This window comes from Clostridium sp. BL-8 (genome assembly GCF_002006495.1).
Classification (GTDB): domain Bacteria; phylum Bacillota; class Clostridia; order Clostridiales; family Clostridiaceae; genus Clostridium.
The window spans coordinates 18,434-38,197 of record NZ_LZZL01000001.1; the positions used below are offsets into that span (position 1 = coordinate 18,434).

Genomic DNA, 19,764 nt, shown 5'->3' on the forward strand with positions numbered 1-19,764 from the left:
TTTTGGAACGTACAAAAAGTAATGAAATAAATTTAAAAAGCATTAACATCACTGATGAATTTTGGACTAATTATATTGATTTAGTTAAAAATGAAATGCTCCCCTACCAATGGAAAGTTTTGAATGATGAAGCTGATATAGTAATTGAAAGAGAAAGAGATGACGAAAATATTCCATCTGAAAAAAGCCATGCAATTGAAAACTTTAAAATCGCTGCTGGTTTGAAAGAAGGTCACCATTATGGATATGTTTTTCAAGATAGTGACGTTTATAAATGGTTAGAAGCTGTATCATATTCTTTAGTTAACCATCCAGATTCTGAATTGGAGGCTATTGCTGATAATGTTATCGATTTAATAGCTCTAGCACAAGAAAAAGACGGGTATCTCGATACTTATTTTTCTATTGATGCTCGTGAAAGAAAATTCAAAAGACTACTAGAAAGTCATGAATTATACTGTGCAGGTCATTTTCTTGAAGCAGCTATAGCTTACTATGAAGCTACTAATAAAAGAAAAGCATTGGAAATAGCTTGCCGCTTAGCTGACAATATTGACAGTTGTTTCGGACCAGAGGAATCTAAAATTCATGGATATGATGGTCATGAAGAGATAGAAATCGGTTTAGCTAAGTTATATTCTGTAACTCAAAATATAAAATATTTAGAACTTAGCAAATATTTTTTAACCGAGAGAGGGAAAAATAAAGATTTTCTTAAAAATCAAATAAATGAAGATCCTAATAAAAATTATATATTGCCAGGAATGGAAAGATTCTCATATAAATATTTTCAGGTCCACAAACCAATTTTAGAACAAAAAGATGCTGAAGGACATGCAGTAAGACTAGTATACATGTGTACAGCTCTAGCAAATGTTGCTTATTTGACAGATGATACAGAAATGTTAGATGCTTGTAAAACATTGTGGAAAAGCATAACAGAAAAAAGAATGTATATAACAGGAGGTATTGGCTCTACTGTTATAGGTGAATCTTTCACATTTGACTATGACTTACCTAACGATACAATGTACAGCGAAACCTGTGCTTCAGTTGGACTAATATTTTTTGCTTATAATATGCTTAAAAACGAACCTCTAAGTATATATGGAGATGTTATGGAAAAATGCTTATATAATTCTGTCATTAGTGGAATGGCACTGGATGGTAAACACTTCTTTTATGTAAATCCCTTAGAAGTTAATCCTGAAGCCAGCGAGAAAGATCCTACAAAAAGTCATGTAAAACCAACAAGACCAGCCTGGTTTGGATGTGCATGTTGTCCTCCAAATGTTGCAAGAACTTTAACTTCTTTAGGTAAGTATATATATACTGTGTCCAATAGTACTTTATACATTCACTTATATATCTCTAATGAATCAAATATTTTAGTAAATAACAATAAAATATCTGTCAAACAAGAGACAAACTATCCATGGTCTGAAAATATTAAAATATCTCTAGCCGCTGAAGAAAACGTTAACTTCAGTTTAGCTTTTAGAATACCAGAATGGTGCAATTCCTATTCCATCACGGTTAATGGTGAAGTTTCTAAATATAGTATTTGTAGTGGTTACGCTTATATTTCAAGAACTTGGAGTAAGTCTGATATAATAGAAATTCATTTTGAAATGGAAATCCAGGAAGTAAGAGCAAACCCATATATTAAATATAACGTAGGAAAAGTTGCTATACAAAAAGGACCTTTTGTATACTGCTTAGAAGAAGTTGATAACGGTAAAAACTTACACCTAATTACACTGCCTAAGGATGCTGAATATAAATTTGAATTTGATTCAGAAATGCTTGGTGGCGTTGGGAAAATCAAAGTTCATGGCAAAAAAATGACAATAAATAACGATTGGGAAAATCAGTTATATAAGAGAAACGTGGAAGCTTCTATCTATGAGAATTCTATCCTTACATTCATTCCTTATTACAGTTGGGCAAATCGGTCTGCTGGTGAAATGAGAGTATGGATAGATAAGGATGATAGATAGTAAAATACCCATAACATAATCTAAGATACTATCTAAATCATATTATGGATATTTAGCTATGTTTTAATGCCAAAGCATATTTAAAATAATTCTGCTTTGTGCAAATTACAAAATCCATTTAATTAAAGCACTTGTTCAAAATGATAAATCCTTCAATTATGGTATTTTGTATTATGTGGTGTAATTACATTATACTTTATCAAATGAAGATATGAAAGTCTGAGAATTCAGGTAAGTTAAAATTTACTGAATTTCACAAATGAATATAAAAATATTTTGCAAAGGAGAAAATATGCAATGAATAATAAAAATATTGAATTTAAACCAGTTCCTTTTTATCAAAGAATCAGTTATGGAATGACTGACTGCGCGGGTAACTTACTTTATGTCGTAATAAGTACTTATTTACTATATTTTTTTACAGACGTTTTTGGATTATCCGTTACTGTTGCGGGAACTTTATTATTAGCAACTAGACTTGTAGATGCCATTGATGCTCCAATATGGGGGTTTTTAGTGGATCATACTCATACAAAGTGGGGACAAAGCAGACCATATTTTTTATGGTTATGTATTCCTTTTGCATTTTTTACATGGCTCACTTTTACAACTCCTAATATATCTGGCACCTGGAAAGTCTTCTATGCCGCAGTAACTTATATTTTTGCAGGTATTTGTTATACAGGAATTGCTACTCCAATAACGTCGATATTACCTAACTTGTCACAGAATTCTACAGAAAGAGTTGTTTTAAATTCATATAGAATGGTTGGTGGAAATATAGGAGTTCTTTTTACTAATCTTACTTTGCCATTAGTTGCAATTTTAGGCGCTGGAAACGATAAAAAAGGCTTTTCTTTAACTTTAGCCATTTTTGGAATTGTCGCTATTATAATGCTTATAACAGCTTTTATGAATTTGAGAGAGAATCATACTACTGAAATGAAATCAATTCCAATTAAAAACAGTGTAAAAGCTGTAAAAGGAAATTGGCCTTGGATTTTAATAGTTTCTGCTAATTTAATATATTGGATCGGAAGCAATGTTAGATCTTCAGGCTTAATATATTATTTTGAATATAATTTGCATATGAAATATTTAGTTTCTATAGTTGGCTCATTATCTACACTTACAGTATTTGGTATGATGCTTATTCCATTTATGGTTAAGCTATCAAATAAAAGAACTGTTATGATTGGTTCGCTTCTTGTTGCTGCTATCTCAAATATCTCAATACAATTTGCATCAAATAATGTAACTGCAGTTATTACCTTATATGTACTAGGTTCTATTGGTTCAGGAGTAGCATGTTCTATGCCTTTTGCTATGCTATCAGATGCTGTAGATTACGGAGAATGGAAAACAGGTATAAGAGCTAGTGGTTTTTTGACTTCAATTGGCAGTGCTTTTTGTATTAAAGCTGGTAGCGGTATTTGTGGATTTATTCCAGCACAAATTATGTCTTCCTTTGGATATGTGGCAAATAAGGCTCAATCAGCTTCAGCATTATTCGGGATTCAAATAAGCTTCATATGGCTTCCTGCAATTTTATTCATTTTGGCAACTATCCCTATGCTTTTCTATGGAAAATATGAAAATAATGAAGAAACGCTAAAGAATCAACTTGAAGAAAGATGTATAAGTTAATTAATGTTTTGTACTACTAGTACTAATCATAATTACTAACAAAATAGAATAGTGCATTTAAAATTAGCAATGATTTTAATGCACTATTTTATTTTTTGCCTTTCACAATAATTAATTATATAAGAAGAACTAACTTTTATTATATTTCTATATTTTTATTTCTAAATTTATCTCGAATTTTTAACTTGAGCTTGTGCTGCTGCAATGAAAAAACAACTACTCCTTTTGCTATTATAGTAATAATATCTTTAATAATAATTTAACCTTTTATTTCTTTTTTCAATCCAACTACCATAAAGGCTCCAACTAAAGTACCTGCAAGTATACATACTAAGAATAATAATAAATTGTTTGTTGCTCCTAATACCCCAACAATTGGTCCACCATGAGGAACACTATCTGTAATTCCCATTAACATACCTAAAGCTCCTGCAACACCACTTCCTACAATAATGCTTGGAAGTACACGTTTAGGATCTGCTGATGCAAAAGGAATAGCCCCCTCTGTAATTCCGATTAATCCCATTAATAAAGCTGAAATACCAGAGCCATGTTCCTCCTCCGTAAACTTCTTCTTATTTATTAATGTTGCAAGCCCCATTGCTAATGGAGGAACAGGGATTGCACATGCAACTGATCCCATAATTTGTGGATTTCCTGATGCTATTGAAGCTACGCCAAAAAGAAACGCTACTTTATTTACAGGACCTCCCATATCCACAGCTACCATTGCACCAAGTACTAGTCCTAAAATAATTGCTGTTGATGAATTAGCTGATAAAGCCGCAAGTAATGAATTTAATCCTGTCATTAACCAAGAAATAGGAGCTCCTAGTAATAGAATAAATGCTGCAGATATTATTCCAACTCCAAGTAACGGTATTACAAATATTGGCATTATAGGTTTTATAGCTTTCGGAACAGGCCATGTATTAAACCATTTTACTAAGTGTCCTGCTGCATACCCAACAACTATGCAACCTAAAAATCCTGTACCTGCTGTTGTTCCTAATATGCTTGGACTAACAGCTACTTGAGCTGATATCATTGCGGGTGCTAATGCTGCACGACCTGCAATAGAAAATGCAATAAATCCAGCTAAAATAGGATACATTAGGCCAAATCCAGCTGCTCCTATATCACTAATTTTTTGCCAGAATGGTGAAGTGATTTTCATTCCATCTGCTGTTGGATTTCCCCCTGCTGCAAGTGATAATGCTATAAATAAGCCACCAACTACAACAAATGGAATCATGTGTGATGCACCATTAGTTAATTGTTTTAATGCATTAGTTACATCTCCTCCAGTTGAATAATCTATTTGAGAAACGCCTGCCTTTTGAACCTTTGAAGTATTAGCAATATTTTTTATAACTTCTTCTGGATTTTTAATAGCACCTTTTATTCCCATTTCCAATACTTTTTTGCCATTAAATCTTTCTTTATCATCTATAGCAACATCTGCCGCAATAATAACATAATCCGCTGTTTCAATATCCTTTGGCTTTAGTAGATTTTCAGTTCCTTGTGACCCTTGAGTTTCGATTTTCACTTCATGTCCCAATGCTTTAGCCGCTTGCTCTAATTTTTCTGCAGCCATATAAGTATGTGCTATACCAGTAGGACATTTAGTTACACCAATAATTTTCATATTTATTCCCCCACTTCTTTAATAATATATTTGTATAATTTCATAGTATCCATCTCAGTATTTAACTTTTCGATGAATTCTTTATGAGCTAATTTTCTTGCAAAAGATGATATTATTTTTAGATGTAAGTTATTTTCATCTTCTGCTGGCATAATCAAGGGTATTACAACGTTTACAGGATTGCCATCAATAGCATCCCATTCAATTGGTTTTGAAAATTTAATAATTCCAATCATTGGTTTCTTCAAATTTTTAACTTTAGCATGAGGAATAGCTACACCATTTCCAAATCCAGTAGAATCTAATGCCTCCCTATCCATAAAATTTTTATATAAAACTTCACTCTTTATCCCTGTCTTTTCTGAGCATAATCTGCTAATTTCCCTAACTGCATACTCTTTTTCAGCTTGGTCTATTTCTACTTCTATAAATATGTTTTCTGGTTCTAAGATTGTGTTAATCATTTCTATTTCTCCTTCACTTTTTAACTAAATTTACTAAAGTTTTTTTAAATTTATCTCCTAATGGTTCTTCTAAATTAAATAAATATTCTTCTAACTCTGGAGTCGCAAGTTTTCTATAGAATGTAGAAAATGCATTTTGATTTTTACTTAATACTTCCTTTGAAAAAGCAAATAAAAATATATATTTTACATAAGAATCATTCCACTTTATGGGTTTGTTCAACCTTGAAATAACTAATTTTGTTTGTTTTACAAAATCAGGATTGCCGTGTGGAATAGCTATGTTTCTTATATTTGTAGAAGATATTTTTTCTCTTTCAATAATACTCATGTAATATTCAATCGTAACATAATTAGAAACTACTAATGGATTTATCATTTTATATATAACTTCTTCAACAGATTTAGCACTTTTAATATTTAATATATCCGCTTCTAAAATTTTTTCCGAAAGTATGTTATTTATTTTTTTCTTTTCCGAAAAATCACTAATATTTTTCAACTGGGTTTCTTTTAAATCTGGAGTTACATATATGATAGGAATATTGCTGTTTGGTAGTATTTCTGTTGTTAATATTAAATCGCAGAATACTTCCTTCAGTTTTAGAAATTCTTGAACAGAATACCCTCCAATCACTTCTATTTCTGGAATCATTCTCTCTATTTTTATACTAATCAAACTAGCCGCTGCTACACCATAATGACAAACTATTATTGTTTTAACTTTCCGAACTTTTGTATTCATTCGTTCAACTGCTGCTTGAAAATGAAGTGTTAAATAAATCATTTCATTTTCTGAGACCAAATATTTAAATTTATCTTTTATTACATCAGCAGTTATAGTTGACATTTCAAATCCTAATGCATACTGATTTTTAATATCATTCAAGCTATAAAATTCGTCAAATGGCTTTACCATACTCTTTCTTAATACTGTTGCATAGATATGCAGAGATAATCCTTCAAATAACACCTTGTCTTCAAAAAAATCTATTTCCAAGCATTCTTTAATTTTAGTTAAGATTTGATGTATTAAGCTGCTCATTTCTAAAATAATATCTTTATTATCTTGAACCCTCTGTTTTCGCAAGCTTAATAAAAGATAGCAAACATAATATCTCTTTTTTTCAGTAAATCCAATTCCTAATGATTCATTTAAAAGCTCTACAAACTCTATATATAAACCTATGTTTATCTGATCTTTTATAAGTGTCACAAAAGTATCAAGACTGGATACCTCATTTTCCGGCTCATTATAGTAAATAAAAAATAAAATATATAAAAATAGTTGTTTAATCGATTCATCAGTAAAGCTAAATTTACTCCTATGCTGAACAAATTTAATTACTTCAATGCTTTTTTCAATTTGTTCATTATCAAAATAATTCATAATTGAAAAATGATTTTCATGAAATTGAGCTAACTCTACTTTAAAATCTAATCCGCATATATATGTTTCAATCAATTTTACAAATAGCTGTCCTCTCTCCATTAGAGATGATACATACTTAACTCCATAATGCCTTGCTGATTGTAATTCAGCGTTATATTTTTTTAATAATGTAACCATTTGTTTCTCTATTAATGATTTACTAACATACAAGTTATCTGCTATTTCCTGCAAAGTTATAAAATCTTTGTTCAACACTAAAACAAGCAATATCTGATTTTCAAGAAAAAATTCAAAAAAAGTTTCTGTAGACTTTATCATCTTTGTCATATTTTCAATTCCATTAATATCTAATTTATTTCCCTGAGAAACTTCTATAAAAATGTCAAAAGAAGCTAATAATTCCTCCAAATTCTTCAATTCAGTTTTAACTGTCTGCATTGAAATGTTTAGCCTATTGGAAATCACTTTTAATGTTATATTAGGATATTCATTTAAACATTTTAGAATGTTCACTTGACGTTTCGTTACTTCCATAACGTTCCTCTCTTTACAGATTTTTATTGTTTGTCTGATAATATAATAATATAATTTAAACCGAACTAAAACACATGATTTTTTATAAAAATTAAAAAGTTTTGAGTTTATATATTATAACAATCTGCGTACAAATTGCATTAAAAGTACAATAAGGTATTGCACTTAAAATCAAAAATGAAATTAAGTTACAATACCTTACTTTCTATAATATAATCCTTAGTTAATCTGAATACACTTCAACTTACTTGCTTTAAGATAATAAGCCTAATACATATTTTTATAAACAACATTGCGTTTCATAAGATCAAGCAGTACTTTCTGATCCGTATAAGGTACAAAATTAATCAAATTTTAGCCTTTTGTGATAGTTTGATTTATCCCCTCACCTATGACAATATTCTTAACGGACCATTATTCCATTTTTGAATAACAATCCATTAGATTTAGCAGCTCCAGCTATGGCACTTTCCGGTATAACCGCTTCAATTCGTTTTACTTCATTTTCACTCAGAGTAATATCCTCAGCTTTTATTGCATCTTGGATTTGTGACACCTTTTTAGCACCAATTAGCGGTATAATGTCCTCGCCTTTTGCTAAAACCCAAGCAACAGCAATCTGTGACAAAGTAATTTGCTTTTCTTCGGCTATTTCACGTAATGCTTCAACAAGAGAAAGATTTTTCTCTATATTCTCTTTAGCAAACAGTGGAATTCTGGCATTAGCACCCTCTACTATACGTTCTTTTGACCAATTGCCTCCAAGCAAGCCATAAGCTAATGACCCAAAAGCTACAACACCAATTCCCAGTTCTCTTGCTGTAGGCAAAATTTCCGTTTCTATTCTACGATTGAAAAGAGAATATTCCGATTCTATAAAGCTTATTGGATGAACTGAATTCGCCTTTCTTAAAGTATCAGCATCAACTTCTGAAAGTCCAATATGCCTTACATATCCAGCTTTAACCAAATCTGAAATAGCTCCTATAGTCTCCTCAACAGGTATTCCTAGATCAATTCTTCCAGGTTGATAAAGATCTATGTAATCCACTTTTAACCGTTTAAGAGAATAAGTGATATAGTTCTTTATTGTTAGTGGTCTTACATCCAAACCATAATAATTTCCTTTAGGATCACTTAACCCACCAAACTTTACAGATATAAACGCTTTGTCTCGCTTATAGCCGTTCAATGCTTCTCCAATTAGCATTTCGTTATAACCGCTACTATAGAAATCTGCAGTGTTAATAAGTTGTATTCCAGCATCTAGGGCAGCATGGATTGTAGCTATGCTTTCAGATTTATTAGCATATCCAGTAGTATTTGTCATACGCATACATCCAAGTCCAAGTCTTGATATTTCAATCCCGCTTTTTTTGTAATTCATAGTAAAAAACCTCCTTTTGTTTTTAGTTTTCATTAAAAATTCTAGATTATGTACTAGTACAGCCGTACTAATATATTGACATATTAGCACAACTGTACTAACATGTCAATATAAGAACAGTAATTCAAATTGAGGAGGTATATCTATGAATGAAGACAGAAAAAGCGAAATCCTAGAAATGAGCAGACAATTATTTAATGAGCAGGGGTATAATAATGTTTCTATGCGAAATATCGCAGATGCCATTAATATCAGTGTTGGAAATCTTACCTATTATTTTAAAAAAAAAGAGGACTTGATTGAGGCAGTTATTCTTGAACAAAACAAGAATTTTAGTATTCCCAAAATTCCAACGACATTAATAGAATTAAATGAATTTTTTATCCATGGAATACAGCATCAAAAAAACAACTCCTACTATTATCGTCACTTTGATCAACTCGCAAAAATAAGTCCACAAGTTTATCAAATTCAGGTATCTAATATAAAAAAACGACATGAGGTACTTCAAAGTTCCTTCACTATTTTGCAAAAAAGCGGATTTATTATAAAAGAGGAAATTCCAGAACAAATCAATGGTATAATTGAAGTACTAAATTTGATTAAAATATATTGGATGCCTTCCAATGATTTGTTAGGTCAAGTAGATATTATGACCTGCTTTTGGAGCATAATCTATCCTATACTCACAGAAAAAGGCAAAGTAGTATTTCGTGAAGAGATACAGGAGAAGATATCTAAAACTTATAGTATCTAGAACAGATAAAGTATGGCATACATAAAATATCCCTTAAAAAATAAAATATTACTACAATTTATCTATAATTTTCTGTAGAATAAAAATAGGTATCGACCTTAAAATTTCTTAAGGCCAATACCCATACTTTATTTTTCACTTATTCATTCTAAGCCTTAATGTCATAACGCTTTATGAATTATCTTCTGCTATTTTATTTATTAGATTTATCTTGGCTTTTTAACTTGTGCTTGTGCTGCTGCAAGTCTTGCAAGTGGTACTCTAAATGGTGAGCATGATACATAGTCAAGACCTGTATTATGGCAGAATTCAATTGATGATGGATCTCCACCGTGCTCTCCGCAAATTCCTAAGTGAATGTCTGGGCGAGTGGCCTTTCCTTTTTCTACTGCTATCTTAATTAAAGAACCAACTCCTGTTTGATCTAGTTTAGCAAATGGATCTTGTTCATATATCTTCTTATCATAATAAGCAGATAAGAATTTAGCTGCATCATCTCTTGAGAATCCAAAAGTCATTTGAGTTAAATCATTTGTACCAAAAGAGAAGAATTCTGCTTCTTTAGCTATTTCATCAGCTGTTAAAGCTGCTCTTGGTATTTCAATCATAGTACCAACCTTGTATTCTAAAGTCACTCCTTTTTCTTTCATAACTTCTTCTACAGTCTTTACTATAACATCTTTAACATATTTCAATTCTTTAATTTCTCCAACTAATGGAATCATTATTTCTGGAGTAATGTTATATCCCTTATCCTTTTTAACCTCTATAGCTGCTTCTATAATTGCTCTTGCCTGCATTTCAGCAATTTCTGGATAAGATACTGCAAGACGGCAGCCTCTATGACCCATCATTGGATTAAACTCATGTAATTCAGAAACTGTAGCTTTTAATTCCTCGTAAGTTATACCGATTTCCTTTGCTAAATCCTTAATATCTTGATCTGCAGTTGGTAAGAATTCATGTAAAGGTGGATCCAATAATCTTATAGTAACTGGTCTTTCACCCATTTCTTCATAAATTCCTACAAAATCTGATTTTTGCATTGGTAATATCTTATCTAAAGCTACTTTTCTTTGTTCTACATCTTTAGATGTAATCATTTGTCTTACTGCCATTATTCTATCTTCTGCAAAGAACATATGCTCTGTTCTACAAAGCCCTATTCCTTGTGCTCCAAATTCAACTGCTTGCTTTGCATCTCTTGGACTATCTGCATTAGCTCTAACTTTTAATTTTCTTATTTCATCAGCCCATTCCATGAATGTTGCAAAATGACCTGAGATTTCTGGTGTAACTGTCTTTATCTTTTCTCCATATACATTACCACTAGTACCATCAATTGAAATATAATCATCAGGTGTATAAACTTTTCCGTCGACTTCTATTATTCTCTTTTCCTCATCGACTTTAATAGCTCCGCATCCTGCTACACAGCAAGTTCCCATTCCTCTTGCAACAACTGCTGCATGAGAAGTCATCCCTCCTCTTACTGTAAGAATACCTTGTGCAGCTATCATACCTTCGATATCTTCTGGAGAAGTTTCAAGTCTTACAAGCACTACATCTTCACCAAGTGCTGCTCTATCTTTAGCCTCATCAGCAGTAAATGCAATCTTACCGCATGCAGCTCCTGGAGATGCTGGTAATCCTTTTGCAATTGGAGTAGCTTTCTTTAAATCTTCAGTATAGAATGCTGGATGTAATAATGTATCTAATTGTTTTGGTTCAACTTTTAATATTGCCTCTTCTTTAGTAAGCATTCCCTCCTCAACTAAATCAACTGCAATTTTTAAAGCAGACTGAGCAGTTCTCTTACCATTTCTAGTTTGTAAGAAGTATAACTTACCTTCTTCTATTGTGAATTCCATGTCTTGCATATCTTTATAATGATTTTCAAGAGTATTAACGATTCCTTCAAATTGAGCATATATTTCTGGATTTTGTTCTTTTAACTTTCCAATTACAAGTGGTGTTCTAATACCAGCAACAACATCTTCACCTTGTGCATTCATCAAATATTCACCATAAATAGCTTTTTCACCATTAGCTGGATTTCTTGAAAATGCAACTCCTGTTCCTGATGTTTCTCCTTTATTACCAAATACCATTTGTTGTACATTAACTGCTGTACCCCACTCACCTGGTATATCATTTAGTCTTCTGTATACTATTGCTCTTGGATTATCCCATGACCTAAATACAGCTGTAACAGATTCAACCAATTGAATTTTTGGATCACTTGGAAATTCTTCTCCCTTTTCCTTCTTATAAATTTCCTTAAATTGACTAACCAATTCCTTTAAATCTTCAGCTGTCAATTCTGTATCAAACTCAACACCCTTTTTTTCTTTAATTTCATCAATTTTATTTTCAAATAATCTCTTCTCTATTCCCATAACAACATCTGAGAACATTTGAATAAATCTTCTATAAGAATCATAAGCGAATCTAGGATTCTTAGTTAATTCTGCCATAGCCTCTACAGCTACATCATTTAATCCTAAGTTTAGAATAGTATCCATCATACCTGGCATTGAAACTCTTGCTCCAGATCTTACTGAAACTAGTAAAGGATTTGAGTTATCTCCAAATTTCTTTCCTGTTACTTCTTCAAGCTTTGCTAAAGCATTATAAATTTGGTCGATAATTTCATCAGAAATTTTCTTACCATCTTCATAATACTTATTACATGCTTCTGTAGTAACAGTAAATCCGTGAGGAACTGGAATACCTAAGTTCGTCATTTCTGCCAAATTAGCACCTTTTCCTCCAAGCAGATTTCTCATTGAAGCATTTCCTTCACTAAAAAGGTATACATACTTATTTGTCATTTCAATACTCCCTCTCTTCTTGTTATTCTCAATATATTTACTATCGATGCCTGACTAAACCATATAAAAAAATAATAAGTCAGCATGCCACTATACTTTTAGTTTATTTCGTAAGCATGTTAACCCTCGATCTAAAGCCCATTATGAGGTAAACATCCTTCCTATCTAACTAGAAATATACATCGCATCATGGACCTATTATTTTCTTTCATATGCCTAACGACTTCGTAGTCACCCTATTAATTAGTTTTGATTTTCTCCAAGTTTAACAAATAATTTTGTTATGTTGGTCTTAGAAACCTTGCCTATTATTTTAATCCCATCTTTTCCATCTGCTTTTTTCAAAACATCAACAACTGGAATACTATCAATTTCATGTTCAATAATCTTCTTAGCTAAATCATAGGCATTGTCATTTTCATTTGCACAAATTATATTTGGCATTCTTGTCATAATTACACCAATTGGTACCTTATGTATATCAGTTCCCCCTATTGAAATTTTAAGGAAGTCCTTTCTTGAAACTGCCCCTGTAAGTACCCCGTTATTTTCTACAAATAATGTCCCTACATCGTTAAGAAACAGGTATACGATTGCATCATATACCATTGTATCTTCACTTACAGTCACAGGTTTTGACATTATTTCGGATACTTTTATTTTGCTTATGTGTTGATAAACTAATCCACTAGAAGGCTTTCCAGTATATACATATCCAACCTTTGGTCTAGCATCTAAAACTCCTATCATTGTAAGTACTGCTAGATCAGCTCTAAGTGCAGCCCTAGTCACGCCAATTTTTTCAGCAAGTGCTTCACTTGTTATTGGTGCACCTTCTTTTACTAAACATACTATTTCTTCTTGCCTAGGTGATAATTCCAATCTTATCCCTCTTTCTACATTTACAAGAAATATTTGGCACACATTCAATAATTTTTATTACACTCTAATTATATCATGTAATTATTGTTTGACTAGACTTAATTTTCAGAAAAATCAAATAAATTCACCAAATATTTCTTGTTTAATTATTTTATATCACTTTTAAATCTGTTTTTCTTCATTTTACTTATAATATCAGTTAATTTTCTGATTTTTCTTTCTCGTCTTCAAAATTAACAGTATAACTATATACTGTATCAGAACCTGTAGTTCCTTTTTGCTTCGAATCATTATTGTGCCAATTAGCATCATTTTTCACTTCATTAACTTTAGTTCTAATCTTATCTGCAAAATCTGTTGCTTTATCTTTAACATTATTAGCAACTTCTGAAACATATTTATTTACTACTTCTATTGAACCATCTTCTTTAGTTATTTCTATTGTAATTTTTGTCGCTATTGCTGCAATAACACCTGCTGCAAGGACTGGTGGTATTACAACTGCCACAACTCCTGCTGCGATTCCTGCATTAACTGGAATATCAATTAGTTCAGTTTCATCCTTTTTAATTTTTATCCTTGTCACATTACCTTTTTCTATAATCTGTTTAAACCATGCTTTTAACTCTTCTATAGAAATCGAAGTTTTATTTTTTTCATCATCAGCAGATTTATTATTCTCTGATATTTTCTCATTCTTCTCAATGTATATTAAAGCTTCTAATACATCTCCTTCGCATATTTCTAATGCATTTTTTGCCTTTTCATAACTAATACCTGTTCTTTCTCGTATCATATCAACTTTTTCTAATGTTACATTTTCCATAATTCATCACTCCTTAATAAACTTTAACATATCTAAACTTTTAGGTCTTTTTGCATAATTGTTGGATATTAAAAAAGTAATAACTTTTTCTATTTCAGCTTTTATTTCATCATTTAAATTTAATCTATACAATTTATCAACATTCATATTCATTAAAAACCTTAGTGCATTGTATGTACCTTTTGATATAAATACCCCGTGTTCTTTAGGACATTCATCGCATACCCCTCCATAATAAGATAAACTTATATAGTTTGAAGTTGATATTTTCTTTCTACAGATACTACAATGATCTAATGTCAAAGAATATCCTGTAGCTCTTAATAACTTTAATTCAAAAGCTCTTATAAGCAGTTCATAATCTAGTGCATCTGTATTTAATAAATATAATGTCGTAACCAAATTTCTAAAAATTTCAATATTTTCTTCATTATCTGTGCAGGCAATATCTATGAGCTCACATAAATATGATGAATAGGTAAGTTTATATAAATTATTTAAAAGTCCTTGAAATGAATTAATTATCTTTCCTTCTTGAAGAGTATATAAGTTCTTCCCTTTATACACAACATATTCTCCATAGCATAATGGCAGTGTTAATGATAAAAACTTACTCCTGCTCTTTTTGGCTCCTCTAACCACTGCTGTAATCTTTCCGAGTTCCTCTGTATAAAACCAAACTAACTTATCATTCTCCTTAAAATCCTGAGTTTTAATAATTACAGCTTTAGTTTTAAAAATCGCCAGACTACCACCCCCTTATTTAGTGATAAGCTATGAGTGACAAGTTAAATAATATAATTTGTCACTTATCATTTACCACTAATTTTGCCTGCTATTATTTTTTTGCCTTATAACCTAGCTCCTTTAATAGTAGTTGGTTATCTCTCCACTCTTTTCTGACTTTAACCCATATTTTTAAATTAACCTTACATCTTAAAAATCTTTCTAATTCGTATCTTGAGGTTTCCCCAATTCTTTTGAGGGTTTGCCCATTCTTACCTATTATTATTCCCTTATGAGAGTCTTTTTCACAAATTAAATCTACTTCTATATGATATGTACCTTTTTCATTTTGTTTCATCTGAATTATGTCTACAGCTATACCATGTGGTACCTCATCTCTTAGTGTTCTCAAGGCTTTCTCCCTAATTATTTCTGATACAACAAATTTTTCTTGAACATCTGTTATCATATCATCTGGATAATATTTAGGTCCTTCAGGCATTACATTCTTCATAAGATCTACTAACTTATCGACATTTTTTCCCTTAACTGCGGAAATAGGTATTATCTCTGCAAAATTAAATTCTTTTGCATACATCTCTAAGCTTTTAGCCACTCTATCCTGTGTATTTTCATCAATTTTATTTAAGACCAAAAATATTGGACATTTTTTGTCCTTTAAGGTTTCTAATATAAATTTATCTCCTCGTCCTATTTCCTCATCTGGATTAGTCAAAAATAGTACTAGGTCAACATCCTTAGTAGATTCTTTTGCAGAATTTACCATGTACTCTCCTAATTTATGCTTAGGTTTATGTATACCTGGAGTATCTACAAAAACCATCTGATAATCATCACCAGTTAATATTGTTTGAATATTATTTCTTGTAGTTTGCGGTTTATTAGATACTATTGATAGCTTTTCTCCCATTATATAATTTAACAAAGTTGACTTTCCTACGTTAGGTCTTCCAACTATTGTAACAAATCCTGATTTAAACATTTTTTCCTCCTCAAAATAAGCTTTACCTTAAGGCACATGATTGTGCTAAAAGGCATAGCTAATGTTATACGATTTTACAAATAGTATACTCTATTTATAAGTTAATTGACAATGTGGTATTCTCATTACTATGATAATTTATTTATCTTGCTCTAATTATCATGTATATTATAATTTATTAATTTTATATTCTTCATCATTATTAATGCTGCTCACCATATATTTTTTATCATATATCTTATCCTAAAAATAACATCTTTATTATAAGAAACCTTAATTATAGTCTAAATAAAGTAAAAATAAATAGGGTCAGCACTATTCCAAAAATTGCTCCAACTATTACTTCAAAAATGCTATGAACCTCTGAATCGACTCTACTCTGCGCTGTTATGAATGCTAGTAAAAAGCTAAGTAATATGCATATTGGCTCTTCTGTAATCAAAGATATTGCAGTTGCAATAGAAAATCCTAATGCACTGTGACCACTAGGCATTCCTCCTTTTAAAGGAGTTCCTTCTCCAAAAATAGCTTTTGCAATTAATGTTGCTATACATACTATTACTAGTACTATAAATATTGTATATGGTTCAGAATTTTTGAATTTATTGATTGTAGTAAATGAAAACTTAGCTAACTTATCCCAAAATATAATATACCCAACTAATAATGCATTTATAGCCGTTATTAACACTGCGCCAGCTGCTGCATTTTTAGCTATTTTTGCTAATGGATGATAATAGTTTGTAGTCATATCTATAGTTGCTTCTATAGCTGTATTTACTAGTTCTGCTGCTATTACCATAGTTATTGTTACTGCCAGTATTAGAAACTCATTTCTTGTTATATCAAAGAAAAAGCTGGCAATTAATACACCCAGAGCTACAAACAAATGTATTTTCATATTTCTTTCTGTTCTTACTGTATCTATAATCCCATTTATTGCATTATTAAAGCTTTCTAATGTTTTTTTTATTTTCATAGTTTACCCCTGCTTCTCATATTTAACTCTTTAAATAAAATAACATACCCGCTAATACCAAATTAACTTTTATCTACTTATATTAAGTTTAGCTAAAATCTCTTCCTCTCTCTTTCTCATGATTTGTTTTTCTTCATCCTCCATATGATCATATCCCAATAAATGCAGTACTGAGTGCACTACTAAATATGATGCTTCTCTTTCATATGAATGATTAAACTCTATGCTTTGCTCTAATGCTTTTTCTAAAGATAATACAATATCTCCAAGGACAAGTTCATCTCCATCTAAATCACTTGCTGAAAATTTATAATTTTTATATACGTCCTTAAAAACCTTCTTATCGTCATATTCGAGCATAGGAAAAGAAAGTACGTCAGTCTCCTTATTTATTTTTCTTGTATCATTATTAATCTCTTTAATTTCATTATTGTCTACAAATACTAGAGAAACTTCGCATTCTATATCAACTTCTTCTTCTTTTAATGCAAATTCTATTACTTCCTCTAATCCCTTTATAAATTCCTCTTTTACTTCCAATTTATCTTGTCTGTTGTCTACATATATCATTATTATGTTACTCCTTAGTCTCTGCTTTATTTTTTTCACTGTTTAAATCTTTAATCTTTTCTTTTGGATACTCTATCCTTTGATGATATATTCCATTTAATACAGTGCAAAAACATTCTCTAATTTTTTCTATATCCTTTAATGTTAAATTGCAATTATTAAGCTGTCCTGATGACAATTTATCATCTATTATGAAATTAACCATTTCATTGATTTTTTCCTTGTTAGGCTCCTTAATTGACCTTACAGCAGCTTCAACGCTATCTGAAAGCATTACTATAGCAGCTTCCTTTGAACTCGGTATTGGGCCTTCATACATGTAATCTGATTCCTTTATTTCATTTGGATCTTCAGCACTGTTCTTCATTGTATAATAAAAATATTTTACCAATGTTTTTCCATGATGTTCAGCTATAATATCCTGAATTACCTTTGGCAATTTATATCTTTTTGCCAGTTCAAGTCCATCACTTACATGGGATTTTATTATCATTGTGCTTAAATTAGGGGGTATATTATTATGTGGATTGTCTCCTCCCATTTGGTTCTCACCAAAGAAATATGGTCTCTCTATTTTTCCAACATCATGAAAATATGATCCAATCCTTGTGATTACAGAATTTGCACCTACAACATCTGCTGCCATTTCTGCGAGATTTGCAACAAGCATACTATGATGATAAGTTCCTGGTGCCTCCATTAATAATTTTTTCAAAAGTGGATTATTCGGATTTGATAATTCTAATAGCTTTAAGGATGTAACTTCATTAAAGGTTCCCTCTAAAAATGGCAATATTCCTAATGCAAATACACCAGACAAAAGCCCTCCGGCAATTGCGATTCCACCTTTTAATAAAACATCACTAAAGTTACTTGAAACTAATATTCCTGTAGACAATGATAATATAGCACTGATAACTGCAATATATACAGTTGAATATAATAATTCATTTCTTTGCTGCATTCTTCTAAGCAGTGCAGCACCTAATATGGAACTTACTATACCTAATATTATAACCTGAACGTCAAATCCATTCACTGCACTTATAATTATTATATTTAGGGTGCTTAACACAATTGCTATCTTATAATTAAACAGCAAAGTCATCATCATTGGAGCACAAGCAAAAGGAATTAGAAATGGTGATATAACTCCTATTATTCTTGCAAATAATAATGAAATTATATTAATGGTACTTATTAAAGTAAGCTTTTTAGTATTCATGAATATATCATTATAATTCATTTTAACGTAATTGTATTGCAGAAATAGTATTATAGCTAAAAACACTGCAACTGCCAAATATACATATATATATACAGTTTTATTCTGGTTATCCAACATTCCTAAATCTGACAAGATATCTAATTGATCTTGAGTTACGGGTTCTCCCTCTTTCACTATGGTCTGATTTTGCTTTATTATTACCTTTGAAACACCTTTTTGAGCTTCTTGAATCTTTTCTTGTGTCTTTTCTTCATCATAAAAGACATCAGGATTTATCTGTGTTGGAACCAATTGTTTTAACGCATTGATTGTTGCAACATCTAAATTCAAAGCATCTATTTGAGTCATACTTGAGTTTTTTGCCTCGCTAAGAGCCGCATCATCATTTTCATTTATATTTTTTTCATAAACCTTATCAACTATATTGGTTATTTTCTCTTCTAAATCCGATAGCTTATCCGCTTGAATATTCACCAATACCTTACATTGATCATCTGTCAATTGAAATGCTGTTAATTTCTTTAATTCTGCTATTTTATCACTTTCACCGCTTGCAGAATTCGCCGTACTACTCAAAGAAATCAGCTTATCAAATAAAGCTTTAATATTATCCTCTGCTTGTTTTTTTACTTCTGGTTTTAATGTATATTGCTTTCCAACTTTTTCGAGAGCTTGATCTTCTTTCTCTTTTGTAGCCTTTTCATCTACTGTATCCCTAGGTGCTTTTATATCCACTCTAGGGATATCCCCTTCCTTCAAGCTATATTGCTTTGGTGTTATTGCAGTAACAAGCAATAAATAACCTATAATAAACACAAGCACAAACAATATAACTCTTTGAAGTTTATTATTATTAATTTTATTATTTTGTCCTATATTCATG

15 protein-coding genes are annotated in these 19,764 nt (G+C 30.9%); 3 read left to right on the plus strand and 12 right to left on the minus strand.

All coding sequences use genetic code 11. The features are described 5' to 3' along the window. Window positions 1–2 precede the first annotated feature (2 nt). Entirely contained in the window at window positions 3–2,000 is a 1,998-nt protein-coding gene (locus CLOBL_RS00095) for a beta-L-arabinofuranosidase domain-containing protein (RefSeq protein ID WP_077857132.1), read from the plus strand. A 297-nt stretch (window positions 2,001–2,297) separates the two neighbouring features. Continuing rightward, entirely contained in the window at window positions 2,298–3,647 is a 1,350-nt protein-coding gene (locus CLOBL_RS00100) for an MFS transporter (RefSeq protein ID WP_077857133.1), read from the plus strand. Window positions 3,648–3,906: 259 nt separating this feature from the next. On the opposite strand, the gene CLOBL_RS00105 is transcribed toward CLOBL_RS00100, so the two are convergent. The 4 genes from CLOBL_RS00105 to CLOBL_RS00120 all read right to left on the minus strand — a co-directional run bounded on the left by CLOBL_RS00105 (window position 3,907) and on the right by CLOBL_RS00120 (window position 9,076). Then, window positions 3,907–5,298: a PTS fructose transporter subunit IIBC gene (locus CLOBL_RS00105; protein ID WP_077857134.1), complete on the minus strand. Its 1,392-nt coding sequence runs from the start codon at window positions 5,296–5,298 to the stop codon at window positions 3,907–3,909. A 2-nt stretch (window positions 5,299–5,300) separates the two neighbouring features. After that, window positions 5,301–5,762, minus strand: coding sequence for a PTS sugar transporter subunit IIA (locus CLOBL_RS00110; RefSeq protein ID WP_077857135.1), 462 nt, complete (start codon window positions 5,760–5,762; stop codon window positions 5,301–5,303). A gap of 13 nt (window positions 5,763–5,775) precedes the next feature. Further along, window positions 5,776–7,689 (minus strand): PTS sugar transporter subunit IIA, encoded by a 1,914-nt coding sequence (locus CLOBL_RS00115; protein ID WP_077857136.1) that lies wholly within the window; start codon window positions 7,687–7,689, stop codon window positions 5,776–5,778. A gap of 403 nt (window positions 7,690–8,092) precedes the next feature. Next, window positions 8,093–9,076 (minus strand): aldo/keto reductase, encoded by a 984-nt coding sequence (locus CLOBL_RS00120; protein ID WP_077857137.1) that lies wholly within the window; start codon window positions 9,074–9,076, stop codon window positions 8,093–8,095. Between the two features lie 145 nt (window positions 9,077–9,221). Here CLOBL_RS00120 and CLOBL_RS00125 point away from each other — a divergent pair, with 145 nt between their 5' ends. Next, window positions 9,222–9,833: a helix-turn-helix domain-containing protein gene (locus CLOBL_RS00125; RefSeq protein ID WP_077857138.1), complete on the plus strand. Its 612-nt coding sequence runs from the start codon at window positions 9,222–9,224 to the stop codon at window positions 9,831–9,833. A 206-nt stretch (window positions 9,834–10,039) separates the two neighbouring features. Here CLOBL_RS00125 and ppdK read toward each other — a convergent pair whose 3' ends face one another. The 8 genes from ppdK to CLOBL_RS00165 all read right to left on the minus strand — a co-directional run bounded on the left by ppdK (window position 10,040) and on the right by CLOBL_RS00165 (window position 19,763). Then, window positions 10,040–12,667 (minus strand): pyruvate, phosphate dikinase, encoded by a 2,628-nt coding sequence (ppdK, locus tag CLOBL_RS00130; protein ID WP_009168762.1) that lies wholly within the window; start codon window positions 12,665–12,667, stop codon window positions 10,040–10,042. 243 nt (window positions 12,668–12,910) lie between these two features. Next, complete coding sequence (locus CLOBL_RS00135) at window positions 12,911–13,549, minus strand: helix-turn-helix transcriptional regulator (RefSeq protein WP_009168761.1); 639 nt, start codon at window positions 13,547–13,549, stop codon at window positions 12,911–12,913. A 199-nt stretch (window positions 13,550–13,748) separates the two neighbouring features. Further along, entirely contained in the window at window positions 13,749–14,375 is a 627-nt protein-coding gene (locus CLOBL_RS00140) for a DUF4342 domain-containing protein (RefSeq protein WP_077857139.1), read from the minus strand. A 6-nt stretch (window positions 14,376–14,381) separates the two neighbouring features. Next, window positions 14,382–15,122 (minus strand): DNA repair protein RecO, encoded by a 741-nt coding sequence (gene recO / locus CLOBL_RS00145; protein WP_077857140.1) that lies wholly within the window; start codon window positions 15,120–15,122, stop codon window positions 14,382–14,384. A 91-nt stretch (window positions 15,123–15,213) separates the two neighbouring features. Continuing rightward, entirely contained in the window at window positions 15,214–16,104 is an 891-nt protein-coding gene (gene era, locus CLOBL_RS00150; protein WP_009168758.1) for a GTPase Era, read from the minus strand. A gap of 277 nt (window positions 16,105–16,381) precedes the next feature. After that, on the minus strand, window positions 16,382–17,083 hold the full coding sequence (locus CLOBL_RS00155; RefSeq protein ID WP_077857141.1) for a diacylglycerol kinase: 702 nt from the start codon (window positions 17,081–17,083) through the stop codon (window positions 16,382–16,384). Between the two features lie 69 nt (window positions 17,084–17,152). Beyond that, a complete protein-coding gene (ybeY, locus tag CLOBL_RS00160) occupies window positions 17,153–17,653 on the minus strand; it encodes an rRNA maturation RNase YbeY (protein WP_077857142.1) in 501 nt (166 codons plus the stop codon). Window positions 17,654–17,660: 7 nt separating this feature from the next. Next, complete coding sequence (locus CLOBL_RS00165; protein WP_077857143.1) at window positions 17,661–19,763, minus strand: HDIG domain-containing metalloprotein; 2,103 nt, start codon at window positions 19,761–19,763, stop codon at window positions 17,661–17,663. Between the last annotated feature and the right edge of the window lies 1 nt (window position 19,764).

Excerpts from the sequence above, each read along its gene's own strand:
- CLOBL_RS00100 (WP_077857133.1), top strand. The coding sequence starts at position 2,298 with ATGAATAATAAAAATATTGAATTTAAACCAGTTCCTTTTTATCAAAGA.
- CLOBL_RS00105 (WP_077857134.1), bottom strand. The coding sequence starts at position 5,298 with ATGAAAATTATTGGTGTAACTAAATGTCCTACTGGTATAGCACATACT.
- CLOBL_RS00110 (WP_077857135.1), bottom strand. The coding sequence starts at position 5,762 with ATGATTAACACAATCTTAGAACCAGAAAACATATTTATAGAAGTAGAA.
- CLOBL_RS00115 (WP_077857136.1), bottom strand. The coding sequence starts at position 7,689 with ATGGAAGTAACGAAACGTCAAGTGAACATTCTAAAATGTTTAAATGAA.
- CLOBL_RS00120 (WP_077857137.1), bottom strand. The coding sequence starts at position 9,076 with ATGAATTACAAAAAAAGCGGGATTGAAATATCAAGACTTGGACTTGGA.
- CLOBL_RS00125 (WP_077857138.1), top strand. The coding sequence starts at position 9,222 with ATGAATGAAGACAGAAAAAGCGAAATCCTAGAAATGAGCAGACAATTA.
- ppdK (WP_009168762.1), bottom strand. The coding sequence starts at position 12,667 with ATGACAAATAAGTATGTATACCTTTTTAGTGAAGGAAATGCTTCAATG.
- CLOBL_RS00140 (WP_077857139.1), bottom strand. The coding sequence starts at position 14,375 with ATGGAAAATGTAACATTAGAAAAAGTTGATATGATACGAGAAAGAACA.
- era (WP_009168758.1), bottom strand. The coding sequence starts at position 16,104 with ATGTTTAAATCAGGATTTGTTACAATAGTTGGAAGACCTAACGTAGGA.
- CLOBL_RS00155 (WP_077857141.1), bottom strand. The coding sequence starts at position 17,083 with ATGAAAATAAAAAAAACATTAGAAAGCTTTAATAATGCAATAAATGGG.
- ybeY (WP_077857142.1), bottom strand. The coding sequence starts at position 17,653 with ATGATATATGTAGACAACAGACAAGATAAATTGGAAGTAAAAGAGGAA.
- CLOBL_RS00165 (WP_077857143.1), bottom strand. The coding sequence starts at position 19,763 with ATGAATATAGGACAAAATAATAAAATTAATAATAATAAACTTCAAAGA.